This window comes from Paracoccus sp. NBH48 (assembly GCF_015390265.1).
Lineage (GTDB): Bacteria > Pseudomonadota > Alphaproteobacteria > Rhodobacterales > Rhodobacteraceae > Paracoccus > Paracoccus marcusii.
The window spans coordinates 134,131-153,053 of the sequence record NZ_VUOJ01000002.1 but is presented as its reverse complement, the minus strand read 5'-3'; the positions used below and the strand labels follow the sequence as shown (position 1 = coordinate 153,053).

At 67.8% G+C, this 18,923-nt stretch carries 19 protein-coding genes and 1 pseudogene; 14 read left to right on the top strand and 6 right to left on the bottom strand.

The annotated features are described in order from the left end of the window. The 8 genes and pseudogenes from xdhB to F1642_RS04180 all read left to right on the top strand — a co-directional run bounded on the left by xdhB (nt 1) and on the right by F1642_RS04180 (nt 9,924). Nucleotides 1-2,311: pseudogene (xdhB, locus tag F1642_RS04215) on the top strand (xanthine dehydrogenase molybdopterin binding subunit). Next, a complete protein-coding gene (gene xdhC / locus F1642_RS04210; protein ID WP_194885557.1) occupies nt 2,308-3,039 on the top strand; it encodes a xanthine dehydrogenase accessory protein XdhC in 732 nt (243 codons plus the stop codon). Before xdhB ends, xdhC begins: the two are co-directional and overlap by 4 nt. Continuing rightward, nucleotides 3,027-4,307, top strand: a complete 1,281-nt coding sequence (gene guaD, locus F1642_RS04205; RefSeq protein ID WP_194885556.1) for a guanine deaminase — start codon at nt 3,027-3,029, stop codon at nt 4,305-4,307. Before xdhC ends, guaD begins: the two co-directional genes overlap by 13 nt. A 323-nt stretch (nt 4,308-4,630) precedes the next feature. Beyond that, nucleotides 4,631-6,574, top strand: a complete 1,944-nt coding sequence (locus tag F1642_RS04200; RefSeq protein ID WP_194885555.1) for a potassium transporter Kup — start codon at nt 4,631-4,633, stop codon at nt 6,572-6,574. A gap of 98 nt (nt 6,575-6,672) precedes the next feature. Continuing rightward, nucleotides 6,673-7,884: an acyl-CoA dehydrogenase family protein gene (locus F1642_RS04195; RefSeq protein WP_206692665.1), complete on the top strand. Its 1,212-nt coding sequence runs from the start codon at nt 6,673-6,675 to the stop codon at nt 7,882-7,884. Beyond that, the gene (locus F1642_RS04190; RefSeq protein WP_194885554.1) at nt 7,881-8,888 is read left to right on the top strand and encodes a phosphotransferase family protein; all 1,008 of its coding nucleotides are present in this window, start codon (nt 7,881-7,883) and stop codon (nt 8,886-8,888) included. Before F1642_RS04195 ends, F1642_RS04190 begins: the two co-directional genes overlap by 4 nt. Continuing rightward, the gene (locus tag F1642_RS04185) at nt 8,885-9,166 is read left to right on the top strand and encodes a hypothetical protein (protein WP_194885553.1); all 282 of its coding nucleotides are present in this window, start codon (nt 8,885-8,887) and stop codon (nt 9,164-9,166) included. Before F1642_RS04190 ends, F1642_RS04185 begins: the two co-directional genes overlap by 4 nt. Next, a complete protein-coding gene (locus F1642_RS04180; protein WP_194885552.1) occupies nt 9,163-9,924 on the top strand; it encodes an SDR family NAD(P)-dependent oxidoreductase in 762 nt (253 codons plus the stop codon). Before F1642_RS04185 ends, F1642_RS04180 begins: the two co-directional genes overlap by 4 nt. Before the next feature lie 42 nt (nt 9,925-9,966). Here the strand turns inward: F1642_RS04180 and F1642_RS04175 are convergent, their stop codons facing one another. Beyond that, a complete protein-coding gene (locus F1642_RS04175) occupies nt 9,967-10,671 on the bottom strand; it encodes a gamma-glutamylcyclotransferase (RefSeq protein WP_052715079.1) in 705 nt (234 codons plus the stop codon). Between the two features lie 215 nt (nt 10,672-10,886). Here F1642_RS04175 and trpB point away from each other — a divergent pair, with 215 nt between their 5' ends. After that, entirely contained in the window at nt 10,887-12,113 is a 1,227-nt protein-coding gene (trpB, locus tag F1642_RS04170; protein WP_139598179.1) for a tryptophan synthase subunit beta, read from the top strand. Here the strand turns inward: trpB and F1642_RS04165 are convergent, their stop codons facing one another. Genes F1642_RS04165 through pth form a run of 4 tightly spaced genes read right to left on the bottom strand, consistent with a single transcriptional unit; the run spans nt 12,114 to nt 14,816 of the window. Next, nucleotides 12,114-12,713, bottom strand: coding sequence for a DUF4893 domain-containing protein (locus F1642_RS04165; protein ID WP_194885551.1), 600 nt, complete (start codon nt 12,711-12,713; stop codon nt 12,114-12,116). Continuing rightward, nucleotides 12,703-13,077 (bottom strand): DUF2237 family protein, encoded by a 375-nt coding sequence (locus F1642_RS04160; RefSeq protein ID WP_045999036.1) that lies wholly within the window; start codon nt 13,075-13,077, stop codon nt 12,703-12,705. The genes F1642_RS04165 and F1642_RS04160 overlap by 11 nt, the downstream gene beginning before the upstream one ends. 48 nt (nt 13,078-13,125) lie before the next feature. After that, complete coding sequence (locus tag F1642_RS04155) at nt 13,126-14,124, bottom strand: DUF2332 domain-containing protein (RefSeq protein WP_194885550.1); 999 nt, start codon at nt 14,122-14,124, stop codon at nt 13,126-13,128. Beyond that, nucleotides 14,121-14,816 carry an aminoacyl-tRNA hydrolase gene (gene pth, locus F1642_RS04150; protein WP_194885549.1) on the bottom strand — a complete coding sequence of 232 codons (696 nt, stop codon included), beginning with the start codon at nt 14,814-14,816 and terminating at the stop codon, nt 14,121-14,123. The genes F1642_RS04155 and pth overlap by 4 nt, the downstream gene beginning before the upstream one ends. Before the next feature lie 154 nt (nt 14,817-14,970). Here pth and F1642_RS04145 point away from each other — a divergent pair, with 154 nt between their 5' ends. From F1642_RS04145 to F1642_RS04125, 5 genes are all read left to right on the top strand, one after another. Continuing rightward, nucleotides 14,971-15,603 carry an ATP-dependent Clp protease proteolytic subunit gene (locus F1642_RS04145; RefSeq protein ID WP_194885548.1) on the top strand — a complete coding sequence of 211 codons (633 nt, stop codon included), beginning with the start codon at nt 14,971-14,973 and terminating at the stop codon, nt 15,601-15,603. 161 nt (nt 15,604-15,764) lie between these two features. Next, complete coding sequence (clpX, locus tag F1642_RS04140; protein WP_045981266.1) at nt 15,765-17,030, top strand: ATP-dependent Clp protease ATP-binding subunit ClpX; 1,266 nt, start codon at nt 15,765-15,767, stop codon at nt 17,028-17,030. A gap of 83 nt (nt 17,031-17,113) precedes the next feature. After that, the gene (locus tag F1642_RS04135; RefSeq protein WP_194885547.1) at nt 17,114-17,488 is read left to right on the top strand and encodes an NADH:ubiquinone oxidoreductase subunit NDUFA12; all 375 of its coding nucleotides are present in this window, start codon (nt 17,114-17,116) and stop codon (nt 17,486-17,488) included. A 1-nt stretch (nt 17,489) separates the two neighbouring features. Next, the gene (locus F1642_RS04130) at nt 17,490-17,966 is read left to right on the top strand and encodes an outer membrane lipid asymmetry maintenance protein MlaD (RefSeq protein ID WP_194885546.1); all 477 of its coding nucleotides are present in this window, start codon (nt 17,490-17,492) and stop codon (nt 17,964-17,966) included. A gap of 56 nt (nt 17,967-18,022) precedes the next feature. Beyond that, on the top strand, nt 18,023-18,313 hold the full coding sequence (locus F1642_RS04125; protein WP_255522123.1) for a DUF2155 domain-containing protein: 291 nt from the start codon (nt 18,023-18,025) through the stop codon (nt 18,311-18,313). On the opposite strand, the gene aat is transcribed toward F1642_RS04125, so the two are convergent. After that, a complete protein-coding gene (gene aat / locus F1642_RS04120; RefSeq protein WP_194885544.1) occupies nt 18,304-18,921 on the bottom strand; it encodes a leucyl/phenylalanyl-tRNA--protein transferase in 618 nt (205 codons plus the stop codon). The genes F1642_RS04125 and aat overlap by 10 nt on opposite strands. Nucleotides 18,922-18,923 lie beyond the last annotated feature (2 nt).

Genomic DNA, 18,923 nt, shown 5'->3' with positions numbered 1-18,923 from the left:
ATGAAGGACGACACCGCGACCATCACGGGCCAGGCCCATCAGGACACTGCCCATGACAGCGCCGCCAAGCATGTCACCGGCCGTGCCGAATACACCGACGATCTGGTCGAGCCCACCGGCACGATCCACGCCTATCTGGGCCTGTCGTCCTGCGCCCATGGCCGCATCACGGGCATGGATTTCACCGAAACGGTGGCGCAGCCGGGCGTGCTGGGCATCCTGACGGCGGCCGATCTGCCGGGCGTCAACGACGTGTCGCCCAACGGCAAGAACGACGACCCGATCTTTGCCGAAGGCGTGGTGCAGTTCTGGGGCCAGCCGGTCTTTGCGGTCATCGCCGAAACGCGCGACCAGGCGCGCCGCGCGGCGCACAAGGCGCGGATCGATTATGACGTGCTGCCCCATGCGCTGGACCCGATCGCGGCGCGCGACGCGAGCATGGGCTATGTCACTGACCCCCTGACACTCAAGCGCGGCGATGCGCCTGCGGCGATGGCCGCCGCGCCGCGCCGGATCGAGGGTCGCTTTGCCATCGGCGGGCAGGACCATTTCTATCTGGAGGGCCAGATCGCGATGGCCGTGCCGGGCGAGGATGACGAGGTCGTCCTGCACGTCTCGACCCAGCACCCGTCCGAGGTGCAGCACATGGTGGCCCACGTCCTGGGGGTGCCCAGCAACGCGGTCGTGGTGAACGTGCGGCGCATGGGCGGCGGTTTCGGCGGCAAGGAAACGCAGATGAACCTGTTCGCCTGCGTCGCGGCCGTCGCGGCCAAGCGCTGGAACCGGACGGTCAAGATCCGCCCGGACCGGGACGACGACATGATCGCCACGGGCAAGCGGCACGATTTCGTGGTGGATTACGCCGTGGGCTTCGACGATGACGGCCGCATCCGGTCGGTGGAGGGCGATTTCTATGCCCGCTGCGGCTTTTCGGCGGACCTGTCGGGGCCGGTGACCGACCGGGCGCTGTTTTCACGCCGACAACGCCTATTTCTATCCTGACGTGCGCATCAGCAGCCACCCGATGAAGACGAACACCGTCAGCAACACCGCCTTTCGCGGCTTCGGCGGCCCCCAGGGCGCCATCGTGGCCGAACGCATGGTCGAGGAGATCGCCTATGCCTTGGGCATGGACCCGCTGGAGGTGCGCAAGCGCAACCTGTACCAGAACGGCCAGCTGACGCCCTATCACCAGACGGTGCAGGACCAGATCCTGCCGCGCATCTTCGATGAGTTGGAGGCCAGCAGCGATTATCACGCCCGCAGGCAGGCGGTGCTGGACTGGAACGCCAAGGGTGGGGTGATCCGCAAGGGCATCGCGCTGACCCCAGTCAAGTTCGGCATCAGCTTCACCGCGACCTGGTTCAATCAGGCAGGGGCGTTGATCCATGTCTATTCCGACGGCTCGATCCACCTGAATCACGGCGGGACCGAGATGGGGCAGGGTCTGAACACCAAGGTGGCCCAAGTGGTCGCCGAGGCGTTCCAGTGCGACCTGAGCCGCATCAAGATCACCAAGACCACCACGGAAAAGGTGCCGAACACCTCGGCCACGGCGGCATCGTCGGGGACCGACCTGAACGGGATGGCGGCGCTGGATGCGGCGGAACAGATCAAGGCGCGCTTGGTGACCTTCGTGGCCGAGAAATGGCAGGTCGCCCCCGACCAGGTGGCGTTCGTGCCGGGGCACGTGCGGGCGGGCGATCAGATGATCCCCTTTGCCCAGGTGATCCGCGCGGCGTACATGGCGCGCATCCAGCTGTCGGCGGCAGGCTTCTACAAGACGCCCAAGATCCACTGGGACCGGACGACGGGGCAGGGGCGGCCGTTCTACTATTTCGCCTATGGCGCCGCGGTGGCCGAGGTGTCGGTGGACACGCTGACCGGCGAATACGTCATCGACCGCGCCGACGTCCTGCACGACGTGGGCCGCAGCCTGAACCCGGTGCTGGACCGCGGTCAGGTCGAGGGCGCGTTCGTTCAGGGTGCCGGCTGGCTGACGACCGAGGAATTGTGGTGGGACGCCAAGGGCCGCCTGCGCACCCATGCGCCGTCGACCTACAAGGTGCCCCTTGCCAGCGACAGCCCGCGCATCTTCAACGTCGCGCTGGCCGACTGGTCCGAGGCCAGCGAGCGGACCATCAAGCGGTCCAAGGCCGTCGGAGAGCCGCCCTTCGTTCTGGGCATCAGCGTGTTCGAGGCGATCAACATGGCCGTGGCCTCGGTCGCCGACTATCGCACGCCCGCGCGTCTGGATGCGCCCGCCACGCCCGAACGCGTGCTGATGGCGGTCGAGCGGCTGCGCGGATGATCCGCGTCCGCGTCACCCGGGCCCTGGGCTCGACCCCGCGAGAGGCGGGGGCCGAGATGTTCGTGACCCCCGACCGGGTCACCGGCACCATCGGCGGCGGACAGCTGGAATACATGGCGATCGACCGCGCGCGGCAGATGCTGGCGCGGGACGAGGCCGATGCCACCATGGACGTGCCGTTGGGCCCCCAGATCGGCCAGTGCTGCGGCGGGCGGGTGGTGCTGACGCTGGACCGCCACGGCCCCGCGCCACAGGAACACGCCGACGCGCTGATCTTTGGCGCGGGCCATGTCGGGCGCGCGCTGGCCCGGGCGCTGGAACCGCTGCCGGTCAACGCCCTGCTGATCGACAGCCGGCCGGAGGAGCTGGCGCAGGCCAGCGGCCCGACCCTGCTGACCCCCTTGCCCGAGGCGCAGATCCGCGCAGCCCGGCGCGGCACGTCCGTGGTGATCGTGACCCACGATCACGCACTGGATTTCCTGCTGGCGGCCGAGGCGCTTGCCCGCACCGACCTGGCCTATGTCGGGATGATCGGCAGCGCCACCAAGCGGGCCCAGTTCGAACGCTTCGCCGCCTCGCGCGGGGTCGACGCCGCCGGCCTGACCTGTCCCATCGGGACGGGCTTCTCGCGCGACAAGCGCCCCGAAATCATCGCCGCCTTCACCGCCGCCGAACTGATGGCGCGCCTCACCTCTTCTTCTTTGAAAAAATACCCATGCAACAGCTGATCCGGGGCCGCGTCCTCGACTTTCATGCCGATCCCCAGGACACGGCCGACAATCATCGCTTCTGGGAAGACGGGGCCATCCTGGTGGATGACGGGCGCATCGTCGCCGTCGGCGATCATGCCGAACTGACCCGCGACGGGTTGAAGGAGATCGACCACCGCCCGCATCTGATCCTGGCGGGATTCATCGACCCGCATATCCATTTTCCCCAGTTGCAGGTCATTGCCAGCTGGGGTGCGCAGTTGCTGGACTGGCTGAACACCTATACCTTCCCGGCCGAGGCGGAATTCGCCGACCCCGCGCATGCCACCCGCATGGCAGGGCTGTTCCTGGACCAGCTGACCGCGCACGGCACGACCACCGCCGTTGCCTTCTGCTCCAGCCACAAGGCCAGCGCCGAGGCGCTGTTCTCTGCCGCCCATGATCGCGACATGGCCATGATCGCGGGCAAGGTGATGATGGACCGCAATGCGCCGGCCGCCGTGCTGGACACGCCGCAGCAGAGCCATGACGACAGCGCCGCGCTGATCCAGGCGTGGCACGCCAAGGGTCGCCAGCGCTATGCGATCACGCCGCGCTTTGCGATCACGTCCTCCCCCGAACAGATGGAAGCGGCCGGCGCGCTGGCCCGCGCCCATCCCGACTGCCACGTGCAGACGCATCTGTCGGAAAACGTCGACGAAATCGAATACACCCTGTCGCTCTATCCCAAGGCGCGCGACTATCTGGACATCTACGAGGGCTACGGCCTGCTGTCCGACAAGCTGCTGCTGGGCCATTCGATCCATCTGGAACCCCGCGAAATCGCCCGGATGGCAGAAAGCGGCAGCCATGCGGTGTTCTGCCCGACCTCGAACCTGTTCCTGGGGTCGGGGCTGTTCGACGCCGACGGGCTGCGCGCCGCGGGCATCGTCAGCGGCATCGCGACGGATGTGGGCGGCGGCACCAGCTGGTCGATGCTGCAGACCCTGGCCGAGGGCTACAAGATCCTGCAGATGCGCGGGCAGAAGCTGCATCCGCTGGCGGCGTTCCACTGGGCCACGCGCGGCAACGCGCTGACCCTGGGCATGGAGGCCGAGATCGGCACCCTGGCCCCCGGCAGCGCCGCTGACCTGGTGGTCCTTAACGCCCGTGCGACCCCCGCCATGGCGTTGCGGATGGAAAAGGCCGAGACCCTCGCGCAGGAGCTGTTCATCCTGCAGATCATGGGCGACGACCGCGCGGTGGCCCAGACCTATGTCGCCGGTCGACCGCAGAAGGCGAGTTGATGCACCTCTGGCAGCCGGGCGACGTCCAGCTTCGCCTGCACGCGTCGCGCCGGGGACAGGCGTGATTCGGTTCCTGACGATGTGACCCAACGACAGATCGAACCTGCCACCCGATCCGGCTTGGCAGAATCGTGCCGTTCTGATTGAACGATGGGCAGGCGGCACGCATGGTGCCGGTCTTGCCGGTCTTGCCGGGCTAGGGTTTGACGTGATCGCCTTCGTGGATGTCAGATGAACGCGGGCCGTTCTTCTCAATGCGACGCGTGCCTGCTAGAGGCGGCAGCGCCTGCAGGCCACGGCGCTGCCAAGAGAGTTGTCGACACATGAGCGATCACGTCACCCCCGACGGTCCGGCGCAACCTTCCGCCGCATCGGCGCACCTGTCCGATCTTCCCACCGCGGGGCAGCATGGTTCCAGCAACCTGGGCGGGCTGGTCCTGGGGGCGATCGGGGTCGTCTATGGCGACATCGGGGCCTCTCCGATCTATGCGATGCGCGAATCGCTGCATGCCGCGTCGCGCGACGGGCTCTCGCCCGATGACGTGGTGGGGGTGATCTCGCTGCTGATCTGGACGCTGATCTCGATCGTCAGCTTCAAGTACGTGGCGCTGATCATGCGCGCCGACAACCGGGGCGAGGGCGGCACGCTGAGCCTGGTGACCCTGATCCAGCAGGCACTGGGCAAGCGGCCCGTCTGGCTGATGGTGCTGGGGATGATCGGCATATCGCTGTTCTTCGGGGACGCGATCATCACGCCGGCCATGTCGGTCCTGTCCGCGGTCGAGGGGCTGACCATCGTGGCGCCCGCCTTCGGCCCCTACGTGGTGCCCGTCACGCTGGCCATCATCACCGGGCTGTTCATCGTCCAGCGGTGGGGCACGGGGGCGGTGTCGATCCTGTTCGGGCCGATCATGGTCACCTGGTTCGTCGTCATGGGGGTGATGGGGCTGTCCCATATCGGCGACGACTGGTCGATCCTGCGCGCGCTCAGCCCCGTGCATGCCGGGGCGTTCCTGGTCACGAACAAGCTGGCCTCGCTGATCGTCTTGGGATCGGTCTTCCTGGCCGTCACCGGAGGAGAGGCGCTTTATGCCGACATGGGCCATTTCGGGCGTCGCCCGATCCGCATGGCCTGGGTGCTGCTGGTCTGGCCCGCCCTGACGCTCAGCTATCTGGGGCAGGGGGCGATGATCCTGGCCCATCCCGACCGGGTGACGAACCCGTTCTTCCTGATGGCGCCGCCCTGGGCGCTGCTGCCCCTGGTGATCTTGGCGACGATGGCCACGGTCATCGCCAGCCAGGCGGTCATCTCGGGCGCGTTCTCGATGATCAAGCAGGCGGTGCGCATGAACCTGCTGCCCCGGCTGGAGATCCTGCACACCTCCGAGACCCAGGAGGGGCAGATCTACCTGCCCAAGATCAACGCGATCCTGGCCATCGGCGTGGTCGTGCTGGTGGTGGTGTTCGGGTCGTCCTCGGACCTGGCCGCGGCCTACGGCATCGCGGTGACGGGGGACATGGTCATCACCACCATCCTGGCCTCGGTCGTGTTCCTGCGGGTCTGGCGCTGGCCCCTGATGCTGGTCGCCGTGGTGGTCACGCCGCTGCTGGCGCTGGAACTGCTGTTCCTGGGATCGAACGCGATCAAGATCCCGAACGGGGGCTGGGTGCCGATCATGATGGCCGCCGTGATGATCGTGCTGATGTGGACCTGGATCCGCGGCACCCGCCACGTCCAGGCCCAGGCCCGGCGCAGCGCCACCCCGACGGCCGCGCTGATTGAGATGCTGGCCCGGTCTGACCGGCTGGTCGAGGTGCCCGGCACCGCCGTCTTCCTGACCGCGGAACCCGACATCGCGCCGGCCGCGCTGCTGCACAACCTCAAGCACAACCATGTCCTGCACGAGACGAACATCATCGTCTGCGTGACCATGGCGACGCGCCCCTATGTCGCCGACAACGACCGCCTGACGGTGACGCGCCTGTCCGACCGCTTCATCCGGATCGACATGTGTTTCGGCTACATGGAGGAGACGAACCTGCCCAAGGCGCTGACCCTGGCCCGCAAGGAAGGCGTGCGCTTCGACATCATGTCGACGTCCTTCTTCCTCAGCCGCCGCACGTTCCGCCCCGGCAAGACGCGCGAACTGCCCGCCTGGCAGGAGACGCTGTTCGTGTCCCTGTCCAAATCCGCTGCGAACGCCACCGACTTCTATCATCTACCCAGCAGCCGCGTGATCGTCCTGGGTCAGCAACTGCTGATCTGACGCGGCGCCGGGTCTGGATCGCCCGGCATCGACATCGCGCGGAGGCTGGTGGATGGTGGGCCCCGGCAGGACGCGGATGGCGCGAGGAGAGGACTGACATGATCGATTTCACCCTGGACCCCCGGTTGGAGGACATCCGCCGCCGTACCCGTGATTTCGTCGACACCCATATCCTACCGGTCGAGGCCGACCGCGCCAACTGGGACGATCATGACAACATCGCCGATGCGCCCCTGCAGGCGCTGCGCGCGCGTGCGCGGGCGGCGGGGCTGTGGTGCCCGCAGGTGCCGCAGGCCCTGGGCGGCATGGGCCTGCCCGTCACCGGCCGCGCGGTGATGTACGAGGAGGCGAACCGCTCGATCTTCGGGCCCGCGGTCTTCAACTGCGCGGCCCCCGATGACGGGAACATGGACATCCTGGCCCGCGTCGGCACCCCCGATCAGCAGGCGCGCTGGCTGGCGCCGCTGGTCGCGGGCGAGGTGCGATCATCCTTCGTGATGACCGAACCCGCGCCGGGTGGCGGGTCCGACCCCGGCATGATCGGCACGACGGCGGTGCGGCATGGCGATGTCTGGCGCGTGACGGGTCGCAAGTGGTTCATCACCGGGGCCGAGGGGGCGGCGCATTTCATCCTGATCGCGCGCACCGACCCCAATCCCGACGAAAAGCGCCGCCATCTGACGGCGTTCCTGTTCCATCGCGACCAGCCCGGCTGGAAGATCCTGCGCCGCATTGCCATCATGGGCCCCGAGGAGCATGGCGGCCATTGCGAGCTGGAGTTCGACGGGCTGGAGATCCCCGACGCGAACCGCCTGATGGGCGTGGGCGACGGGCTGAAGGTCACGCAGATCCGGCTTGGCACCGCGCGGCTGACCCACTGCATGCGCTGGCTGGGCCTGGCCAAGCGCGCCGTGGCCGAGGCGCAGGCCTATGTCGATGCGCGAGAGGGCTTCGGCATCCGGCTGGCCGACCGGGAATCGGTGCGGCTGATGCTGGGCGGCGTGGCGCTGAACATTCAGATCGGGCGGCTGCTGACGATGAATGCGGCCTGGGCGCTGGACCAGGGCAGCCATGCCCGCAAGGAGGTGTCGATGGCCAAGCTACATGTCGCCGACACGCTGCATCAGGCCGCCGACGTGGCGATCCAGCTGAACGGCGCGCGGGGATACAGCCGCGACACGGTGCTGGAATGGATCTATCGCTATGCCCGGCAGGCGCGGCTGGTCGATGGCGCCTCCGAGGTGCACCGGATGGTGCTGGCTGATGCCTATGCGCGCGAGGGGGACGACTTCTGGGGCTGGGGCGCATGAGCCTGACGGATAACGCTGCACTTGACGCCTGGCTGGCGACGACGCTGGACCTGCCCGGCGCGCGGGTCACCGCCGCGGACAAGCTGTCTGGCGGCGCGATCCAGGAGAACTGGGCGGTGACGGTCACGGCGGACGGGATGTCGCGCCGCCTGGTGATCCGTCGCGACGCCCCGGCCACCATCGCCGCCAGCCGGTCTCGGGCAGAGGAATATGCGATCATCGCCGCGGCCCACCGCGCGGGTGTGCGCGTGCCCGAACCCCTGGGCTTCTGCGATGACGCTTCGGTCATCGGCGCGCCCTTCGCGGCGATGGCCTGGGTGGGCGGTATCGGCTATGGCCCCAAGGTCGTGCGCGACGCCAGCCTGGGCGGCGACCGCGAGGCCTTGGGCCGCGACCTGGGCCGCCAGCTGGCGCTGATCCACAGGATCGATCCCGACCCGGCGCTGGCAAGGGTTCTGGGGCCGCCCCCCGCCGATCCGGCCCTGCAGGCGGTGGCGGGGCTGCGCGGCTGGCTGGATGCGCGTCCCGCGCCGCGACCGGGCCTGGAATGGGCGCTGCGTTGGGCCGAACGCCACGCGCCGGCGGCCGACAGGGTGACCCTGACACATCAGGATTTCCGCACCGGGAACTTCCTGGTCGATTTCGATGGGCTGACGGCCGTCCTGGACTGGGAATTCGCCGCTTGGTCGGACCCGGCCTGCGATCTGGGCTGGTTCTGCGCGGAATGCTGGCGGTTCTCGCGCCCCGATCTGGAGGGTGGCGGCATCGCCAGCCGCGCGGCCGTCCTGTCCGGCTATGCCGCCGCCGGGGGCACGGTCCCCGATCCCGACCGTGTGCGGTGGTGGGAGGTCATGGCCCATATCCGGTGGGCCGTGATCGCCCTGCAGCAAGGCGACCGCCACGACAGCGGGGCCGAACGCTCGCTGCATCTGGCGCTGACCGGGCGCATCGCCGACACGCTGGAATACCGCCTGCTGCAGATGACCGCGCCGGAGGCCGCATGAGCGACGCGCTGGACCTGATCGCGGAGGCCGAGGCGACCCTGCGCCGGGACATCGCCCCTGGCGGGCCCGATGCGCGATACCACGCACTGCTGGCCGCCAATGCGCTGGCCATGGCGCAGCGAGAGCTGGCCCGCCCGTCGCAGGACGTGAACGCCGACGTGGCCGCGATCCGGGCGGGTGCGCATGACCATGACGCCGACCTGCATGCCCGCCTGCTGGCGGCCGCCCGGCTGCGCGCCTGGATCGCCGACCCCACCACCGCCGAGGAGCCCGCATGAGCACGGATCGTTTCCGACTGGACGGGCGCGTGGCGCTGGTGACCGGGGCATCGGGCGCGCTTGGCGCGGAATTCGCGCGTGTCCTTGCCGATGCCGGCGCGCGGGTGGTCCTGGCCGCGCGGCGGGTGGAGGCCATGCAGGTGCTGGCGCGGCAGCTGACCGATGCGCATGTCACTGCGCTGGACGTGACCGATCCGGACAGCGTGCGCCGCGCCGTTGATGCGGCCGAGGCCTGGGCCGGTACCCCGGTCGACCTGCTGGTGAACAACAGCGGTATCGCCATTCCCGGTGCGTCGCTGGAACAGTCCGATCGGGACTGGGCGCAAGTGATGGGCGTCAACCTGGACGGGGCACGGGGGATGTCGGTGGCGGTGGCCGCAAGGCTGGTCGAGGCGGGGCGGCCCGGGGCTATCGTCAATGTCGCCTCGATCCTGGCGCTGCGGCAGGGGGCGGGGGTCTCCGCCTATGCCACGTCCAAGGCCGCACTGATCCAGCTGACCAAACAGCACGCCCTGGAATGGGCGCGCCACGGCATCCGCGTGAATGCATTGGCCCCCGGCTATGTCGAGACCGACATCAACCGCGATTTCTTTGCTACCGACCATGGCCAGGCCCAGATCCGCCGCATTCCGCAGCGGCGGTTGGGGCAGCCCGGCGATCTGGCCGGGCCGCTGCTGCTGCTTGCCTCTGACGCGGGGGCGTTCATGACCGGATCGGTCTTGGTGGCCGATGGCGGCCACCTGCTGTCCCCGCTGTAGACGCGATCCCCACGCCCACCGGTGCAGGGGGCGCGGAATGGGCTAGCGGCCAGTCGGGGGCACAAAGCCCGCCTCGGCCTCGATCCGTTCGGCGACCAGGTGCTGCAACGTCCAGATGTAATCGTCCTCGATGCCCCATTCGGCCAGTCCGCGCGCGGTGCGCAGCAGATATTCGGCGCCCGAGCCCGCAGCGCCTGCAGCGGTCGCCAGCAGCCGCGCCTGCTCCTCGACCGGAAGGCGCGCCACGGGGGCGTCGACCGGATCGGCATAGAAGGTCAGCGCGGATTCGACCCCGCGATCGGTGCGCACCTGGATCCAGCAGGCATTCGCGGCCAGCTCGTGCGCGACCAGTTCGCGGCGCAGGATGGCGCGCATGGATTCGACCTCGGTCCCTTCGGCGATGTCCAGCACCAGCCCTTCGCAGGTGCCGCCCGATGCCAGCGCCAGCATCAGGCCGGGCCGTTCCGGCGTGCCGCGGAAATGGTCCAGCGTCAGCGAAAAATCGCGGTGCCAGCCGATCGCCGTGGCGCGGCGGCGATCCTGCACCGCAAAGCCCGGATTCCAGATCAGCGACCCATAGGCGAAGATCGGTATCGGGCCCGTCCGCCCCTGCGTCAGCCGCAGGGCCAGCGCGTCCAGGTCGCCATCCTCCAGCATCCGCCAGGCGGGGTTGTAAAGCAGCCCCTCGGCGGGGGCGACGCTGGCGACGTGGTGATCGCTCAGCGACAGGGTGCGGGCCTTGGGCATCATCCCTCCGGTGTGGCGTGTCGGGCGCAGGTTTTGACCGTCATCCGCCGGGCGTCAACCGCCAAACCTGTCCGCGTCACGACGTCGCGCGCAAATCGGGCGGTTTCGCGGGCAGCCTGCCTGCACGGGCTTCACCCTGCGCGCGATGGCGGCTAGAACGGGGGCAAGGGGCATTCCGGTTGCCCAGACACGCAAATAACCCAAAGGCGCATCCCATGGCCGACGATCTGCTGAACAGCTTCACCTCCGGCCCCGACGATCAGGGGCGCTTTGGCATCTATGGCGGCCGCTTCGTGTCCGAGACGCTGATGCCGCTGATCCTGGACCTGGAGGCGGAATACGAACGCGCCAAGACCGACCCGTCCTTCTGGGCGCAGATGGACGACCTGTGGACGCATTACGTCGGCCGGCCCAGCCCGCTCTATTTCGCGGAACGCATGACCCAGCACCTGGGCGGCGCCAAGATCTACATGAAGCGCGACGAACTGAACCACACCGGCGCGCACAAGATCAACAATGTGCTGGGCCAGATCCTGCTGGCGATCCGCATGGGCAAGACGCGCATCATCGCGGAAACCGGCGCGGGCCAGCACGGGGTCGCGACGGCCACCGTCTGCGCGCGGTTCGGCCTGAAATGCGTGGTCTACATGGGCGCGCATGACGTGGAACGCCAGTCGCCCAACGTCTTCCGCATGCGCCTGCTGGGGGCCGAGGTGATCCCGGTCACGTCGGGGCGCGGCACGCTGAAGGACGCGATGAACGACGCGCTGCGCGATTGGGTGACCAACGTGCGCGACACGTTCTACTGCATCGGCACGGTCGCGGGGCCCCATCCCTATCCGGCGATGGTGCGCGATTTCCAGTCGATCATCGGCAAGGAGGTGCGCGAGCAGATCATGCCGCGCGAAGGGCGTCTGCCCGACACGATCATCGCGGCCATCGGCGGCGGGTCGAACGCGATGGGCCTGTTCTATCCGTTCCTGAACGACAAGGACGTCCGCATCATCGGCGTCGAGGCCGGGGGCAAGGGCGTGGACGACCGGATGGAGCATTGCGCCAGCCTGTCGGGCGGCCGCGCCGGCGTCCTGCACGGGAACCGCACCTATCTGCTGCAGGACGATGACGGCCAGATCCTGGAGGGTCATTCGATCAGCGCGGGCTTGGACTATCCGGGCATCGGGCCGGAACACGCCTGGCTGAAGGATATCGGCCGCGCCGAATATGTCAGCATCACGGACGACGAGGCGCTTGGCGCGTTCCAGCTGTGCTGCGCGCTGGAAGGCATCATTCCCGCGCTGGAGCCCAGCCATGCGCTGGCGCATGTCATCAAGATCGCGCCGGACCTGCCCGCCGACCACATCATCGTGATGAACATGTGCGGCCGCGGCGACAAGGACATCTTCACCGTCGCCAAGCATCTGGGTCAGGACCTGAAGACCTGATCAGCGCGTCAGCAGCAGGATGTTCATGTCCGATTCCAGCATCGGCAGGGGCATCAGAATGCGCGCCTGTGTCGGGCTGACGACCTCGACCATGCCGACCTCGGGGACGCGCTGCGGCGTGGCCGCGGGGTCGATGCTGTCGGGCAGGTCGGCATAGGGCGGGGCGGTATCGCCGGCGATGTAGCCTGTGCCCAGATAGGCCTGTGCCCTGTCCAGATCGCCGATCATGCCCTGCATCCGCTGTGATCCGCTCAGTTTCACGAACCCGCCGTCGGTGTCGATGCGACAGCGGAACGGCTGATAGACGACCAGAGGCAACCCGCCGCCCAGCTTCAGCATCCGGCACGACCAGTCGCCTGGCAGCAGGGCCGCGGCCTGATCGGCGGGCAGGGCGCGCCCTGCCAGGCCCTGCACCATAACGGCCAGATCGTCCGGGGTTCCCTGCGCAAGGGCGCCCTTCAGCGTGCGTCCGGCCACCGCATCGACCTGCTCCAGCCGGATGCGGTCTTCGGCGCGGATAATGGGTGCAAGGTCGGGGCCGAAGGCCGCGGCTGGTGTCGCGGCCAGCGCCGCGATCAGGATCGCCGTCCTAGTCCGCATCGGTCCCGGCATGGCGCTTCAACAACTCCAGCGGCACGATCTCCAACGCGCGTTTGTGCGTGGATTCCAGCACCACGGTTGGCGCGGCGAATTCCTGTGCCGCCTGCAGAAAGCGGCTGGCGCACAGGCACCAGCGCTGGCCGGCCTTCAGCCCCGCAAAGCCGTATTCCGGCCGCGGGGTCGTCAGGTCATTGCCCAGATAGCGCGACATCGCCAGGAATTCGTCGGTCAGGATCACGCAGACCGTGTGACTGCCCCGGTCCTCGGGCCCGGTGTCGCAGCAGCCGTTGCGAAAGAATCCGGTCATCGGCTTGGTCGAACAGGGCTGCAAGACGCCGCCCAGCACATTGATCGAAGCGTCCATGGGGTCTCCTTTGCGCCCAGCCTAGGCGCAGCCGGGCGCCGGGGAAAGTCACAACTGCTTCGGCTGCCAGTCGGTCCAGCGCCCATGAAAATCCGCGCGGCCAAGCGACCAGTCGCGCCGGGTGCCGTCCCACAGCGTCAGGTCCAGCGCCGCGCCCTCGCCACCATCGGCCTCCATCCGCAGATGGGCCACGGGGGCCGACGGGGTCGCGGTCCGGCCTGCGTGGGAGAGTGCGTCCGTGCAGGCCTGCGCCGTCGCGGGTGGAAAATACTGGGCCGCGACGGTGTGATAGACCAGCGTCAGCCGGTCCGGCACCGGCTTGGCCAACCGGTCGGCCAGCCAGGCACCCGCATCGCCACGGTCGACCTGCGGCGGGTCCCGCCGGGCCAGGTCCAGCGCCGCCCGCAGGCGCGCCATGCGGTCATGCTGATCGGCCCAGCAATAGGCCATCAGCCGCAGCCCGTCGCGATCCGGGTCCAGCGGGTTCAGGTCGACCCCGCGACGGCTGGCAACCGTCACCGACCCCTGCGCCATCGCGCCCCGCCATTCGGGTGTCAGCACCACGCCGGTTTCCCCCGTACCCAGGTGATAGCGGTCGAAATTCAGGTTCAATCCGGCCGACGCCCCCAGCTCCAGCAGCCGCAGCGGCAGGGGTGACAGCGCGCTGAGGAACCGTGCGGCGCCGATCAGGGCCGCGGACCGGGCGACCTCGTTCGTCTGCGGGGGGCTGTCCAGCCATGACAGGATGGTTTCCGCATGATCGTCCAGCACGCGGCGCAGCAGGGCCGGGTCCACAACGCCGCCGTCATAAGCGCGTGCAAGGTCAGGGGCCTGCCCGGTCAGCACCAGCGCATGCAGCGCCCCGCACAGGCGCAGGGGCAGCGAATCCGCCGCGGTCGACGGATCGCCCGTCCAGCCCAGCACGCGGTCGGCGACCGGTCCGGCGGCCAGAACCTGGGGCAGGGTCCGACACAGCTGTGCCGTCAGCGGTGAGCCAAGCGCGGTACAGGCGCGGGCCTGATGGGAAAAGGCCGCCGCGACCGTCACTTGAACCGGTCGCTCAGCGCGCGCAGGCGGTCGGTCAGGGTGACGGGCTGGGGCGCGGGATCCGGTTTCGGCACGGGCGGTTGTGCGGGTTTCGGGGCCGGAGCTTCGGTCCCGCTGTTGCGTGCCGGGGCGGTGCGGTTCGCCACCGCGTTCTGGAACCGGCCGCCATCGCCGGACGCCAGGGCCGGGGCGCCGTCCGAGATGCCGCGCAACAGGTCGTCCAGCCAGTCCTGCTCTGCCTTGGCAAAGTCGGACAGCACATAGGACGCGACCTTGTCCTTGTGCCCTGGATGCCCGATGCCCAACCGCACCCGTCCGTATTCCGCGCCGATATGCTGGTGGATCGAGCGCAGCCCGTTATGGCCCGCATGCCCGCCGCCCTGCTTGACGCGGCACTTGCCGGGCGCCAGGTCCAGTTCGTCGTGCAGCACGATGACGTCGGCGGGTGTCAGCTTCAGATAGCGCGCGGCCTCTCCGACGGATTGGCCGGACAGGTTCATGAAGGTCTGGGGTTTCAGCAGCGTCACCCGCGTGTCGCCTAGGCGGCCATCGGCGGCCATGCCCTGAAACCGGGCGCGCCACGGGGTGAAATCGTGGTCCGCGGCGATCCGGTCCAAGGCCAGAAACCCGATGTTGTGACGATTGGCCGCATATTTCGCGCCGGGATTGCCCAGCCCCACGATCAGCTTCACGGCTGCCTCCTGTCCGCCCGCCGGGGCGATTTGCGTTCCATCCCTTGCGGCTGTCCTTGCCCGTTACTAAGACTCTGTCAACACTTCGCGGGTAAGACAGGGACAAGTGCCCGGTCGAATCGCGGGGACAGGGGCGAACAGGCAAGGACAGAAGATGAGCGATCCGGCAGAATTCTACATGAACACCCTGGTGCCGATGGTGGTCGAACAGACCTCGCGCGGGGAACGGGCCTATGACATCTTCTCGCGTCTGCTGAAGGAGCGCATCATCTTCGTCTCGGGTCCCGTCCATGACGGGATGTCGACGCTGATCTGCGCGCAGTTGCTGTTCCTTGAGGCGGAGAACCCGTCCAAGGATATCAGCATGTATATCAACAGCCCCGGCGGTGTCGTGACCTCCGGTCTGTCGATCTATGACACCATGCAGTACATCAAGCCGCGCGTCTCGACGCTGGTGGTGGGGCAGGCGGCCAGCATGGGCTCGCTTCTTCTGGCGGCCGGAGAGCTGGGGCTGCGCTATTCGCTGCCGAACAGCCGCGTGATGGTCCACCAGCCGTCGGGCGGATACCAGGGCCAGGCCACCGACATCCTGATCCATGCGCGCGAAACCGAAAAGCTGAAGCGTCGCCTGAACGAGATCTATGTCCATCACACCGGCAAATCTCTGACCGAGGTCGAGGAGGCGCTGGAGCGCGACCGCTTCATGACCGCGGACGAGGCGAAGGACTGGGGCCTGATCGACGAGGTCGTGGCTCCGCGCGGCAAGGCCGTCCCGGAGAAGAAATAGCTTTGATGGGGATTGTGACGGGCCGGACTGGCCCGTAACATGGCGTGAATGACCCGCGGCGGCCGATCCGCCGCGGAAACCCGAAGATGCGGCGCGCGGAAACCCGATCCCGCCGTCGCCCGCCCCGCGTCTTTGCGGGACGGCAGTCAAGGAAATGGACGATGGCGAACCAGTCCGGCAGCGACAGCAAGAACACGCTCTATTGCAGCTTCTGCGGCAAGAGCCAGCACGAGGTCCGCAAGCTGATTGCGGGACCGACCGTGTTCATCTGCGACGAATGCGTCGAACTGTGCATGGACATCATCCGCGAAGAGACCAAGACCAGCGGTCTGAAGTCCGGCGACGGCGTGCCCACCCCGCGGGAAATCTGCGGTGTGCTGGATGATTACGTCATCGGGCAGGAGCATGCCAAGCGCGTGCTGTCCGTGGCCGTGCACAACCATTACAAGCGTCTGAACCACGGATCTAAGACCGACATCGAGCTGGCCAAGTCGAACATCCTGCTGATCGGGCCGACCGGCTGCGGCAAGACGCTGCTGGCGCAGACCTTGGCGCGCATTCTGGACGTGCCCTTCACGATGGCGGACGCGACCACGCTGACCGAGGCGGGCTATGTCGGCGAGGATGTCGAGAACATCATCCTGAAGCTGCTGCAGTCGTCCGAATACAACGTCGAGCGGGCACAGCGCGGCATCGTCTATATCGACGAGGTCGACAAGATCACCCGCAAGTCGGACAACCCGTCCATCACCCGTGACGTGTCCGGCGAGGGCGTGCAGCAGGCCTTGCTGAAGATCATGGAGGGTACGGTCGCCTCGGTTCCCCCGCAGGGCGGGCGCAAGCATCCCCAGCAGGAGTTCCTGCAGGTCGACACGACCAACATCCTGTTCATCTGCGGCGGCGCATTTGCCGGTCTGGACCGCATCATCGCACAGCGCAACAAGGGCACGGCGATGGGCTTTGGCGCCTCGGTCAAGGAAACGGGTGATCAGGGCGTCGGCGAGCTGTTCAAGGAACTGGAGCCCGAGGATCTGCTGAAGTTCGGCCTGATCCCGGAATTCGTCGGACGTCTGCCGGTCATCGCGACCCTGACCGACCTGGACGAGGAGGCGCTGATCATCATCCTGACCAAGCCGAAGAACGCCCTGGTCAAGCAGTACCAGCGCCTGTTCGACCTGGAAGGCGTTCAGCTGACCTTCACCGACGACGCGTTGACCGCCATCGCCAAGCGCGCGATCAAGCGCAAGACCGGTGCCCGCGGCCTGCGGTCGATCATGGAGGAGATTCTGCTGGACACCATGTTCGAACTGCCCGGACTGGACAGCGTTCAGGAGGTCGTGGTCAACGACGAGGCCGTGGACAACCCCACCGCCAAGCCCCTGCTGATCCATGTCGATCCCAAGAAGGAAACCGCCTCGGCCGGGTGATCGGGGCGTCCGCGCAAGGCTGGACCTTGCGCTTAAACTGGGGCATATCCCAAGGGCAAAACTGATCGTTGAGGGTCCTGCCGATGTCGTTCCTGCTGCGCTTTCTGACCTGGTGGAACAGCCAGACGCTGAACACTCAGTTCTGGACTTGGCGCAACGGCGTCAAGGTCGGCGAGGACACGGCCGGAAACATCTTCTACAAGACCAAGGACGGCAAGCGCCGTTGGGTCATCTATAAATCCGAATCCGAGGCCAGTCAGATTTCGCCAGAATGGCACGGCTGGCTGCACCACACCTGGAACGAGGCGCCGACCGAACTGGCCGTCCCGCGCAAGGCGTGGGAACAGCCGCACCAAGCCAACCTGACCGGCACGCCGGGCGCCTATGTGCCGGCCGGATCACTGTATCGCGCGGCACCTGCGGTGCGCAGCGATTATGACGCGTGGCGCCCGGAATAGCATGTCCGCCGACATTGCCCATGGGACCGAGGCGCGGGCCGAACTGATCGCGGGTGGCGTCGTCCTTGCGGTCGCCGCGGGCTTCCTTGCTTGGGCGGCGCAGGGCCAATGGGGCGACGGATCGGGTTATCCGCTGATCGCATCGTTTCCGGATGTCGACGGGGTCGCGGTCGGGACAGAGGTCCGTTTGGCCGGTGTTCGTATTGGCCGCGTCAGTAAGGTTCGGTTGAACCCGCAGACCTATCTGGCCGATGCCGTCCTGACGATCCCAGACGACATCGCGCTGCCCACGGACAGCGCCGCACTGATTCAGTCCGACGGCCTGCTGGGCGGCGCGTACATCCAGCTGCAGCCTGGCGGAGCGATGGACAATCTTGCCCCAGGGGACGAGATCGAGGACGTGCAGGGCGCGGTCAGTTTGCTGCAGCTGATGCTGAAATTCGTCGACAGCCAATCGGCTGACGGGTCCGCGCCGTGATTCGCGCGGCGCTTTGCCTGATGTTGATGGCAACACCCTTGGCCGCGCAGGATACCATGCGCGCATCGGGCGCGATGCTGCGGGGTCTGGACAAGGTGTCGGGGCGGACGACGGACCTGCCGCTTCAGATCGGTCAGGCCGTCCGTTACGGGCGGCTGGAGATCAGGCTGGGCGAATGCCGCTATCCTGCAGGCGATCCCAGCTCGGACGCCTTCGCGCAGCTGACCATCACCGACCTGCGGCAGAACGCGACGGTCTTCAGCGGCTGGATGATCGCCAGCTCGCCCGCACTGTCGGCGCTGGATGACGCGCGCTACGATGTCTGGGTCATGTCCTGTCAGGGCTGAGCGGCCAGCATCTCTGCTGAGAGCAGTGACGCCGCACGGATGTCGGCCTTGCGGCGGAGGGCCGCGGTCAGCCGGGTGTGATAGGTCTTGCGCGGAATTTCGATCCCACCCATCCGGGCCAGATGCGGCGTCAGGAACTGCGTGTCGAACAAGGTGAAGCCGCATCGCTTCAGGTGCGTCGACAGCCACCACAGCGCCATCCGCGATCCGTTCTCGCGGGCCGAAACCATGGACTCGCCGAAGAACGCCCCCCCAAGGGTCACGCCGAACAGACCGCCCGCGAAGGCCCCGTCATGGCGGATCTCTATGGCGTGCGCATGGCCCGCGCCGTGCAGCGCCTGGTACAGGTCCGCCAGCGGAGCGTTGATCCACGTCGTTTCGCGGTCGGCACAGGCGGCGACCACGGTTGCGAAATCGCCGTCCAGATGCGCGGACCATCCACCACGCCGCAGGTCTCGCCGCAGAGAGCGCGCGACATGGACGCCCCCCACCGGCAGGACCCCCCGCATCGGGGGGTCGAACCAGTACAGGCGGTCGTCATCCGCGCTTTCGGCCATCGGAAAGACGCCGCGCGCATAACCGGTCAGCAACTGCGCAGGCGTCAGCATCG